The following is a 441-nucleotide window of genomic DNA, read 5'->3' on the forward strand; positions in this document are numbered from 1 at the left end:
GCCTACGGGAGGCAGCAGTGGGGAATCTTAGACAATGGGGGAAACCCTGATCTAGCCATGCCGCGTGATCGATGAAGGCCTTAGGGTTGTAAAGATCTTTCAGTGGGGAAGATAATGACGGTACCCACAGAAGAAGCCCCGGCTAACTCCGTGCCAGCAGCCGCGGTAATACGGAGGGGGCTAGCGTTGTTCGGAATTACTGGGCGTAAAGCGCACGTAGGCGGACCGGAAAGTCAGAGGTGAAATCCCAGGGCTCAACCTTGGAACTGCCTTTGAAACTCCTGGTCTTGAGGTCGAGAGAGGTGAGTGGAATTCCGAGTGTAGAGGTGAAATTCGTAGATATTCGGAGGAACACCAGTGGCGAAGGCGGCTCACTGGCTCGATACTGACGCTGAGGTGCGAAAGCGTGGGGAGCAAACAGGATTAGATACCCTAGTAGTC

1 rRNA gene is annotated in these 441 nt (G+C 54.6%); it reads left to right on the forward strand.

Features of this window, described 5'->3' with window-relative positions:
• A 16S ribosomal RNA gene (locus ACTHS3_RS16990) occupies nt 1-441 on the forward strand; the annotation flags it as partial.

Source organism: Neisseria sp. P0009.S007 (genome assembly GCF_051962515.1).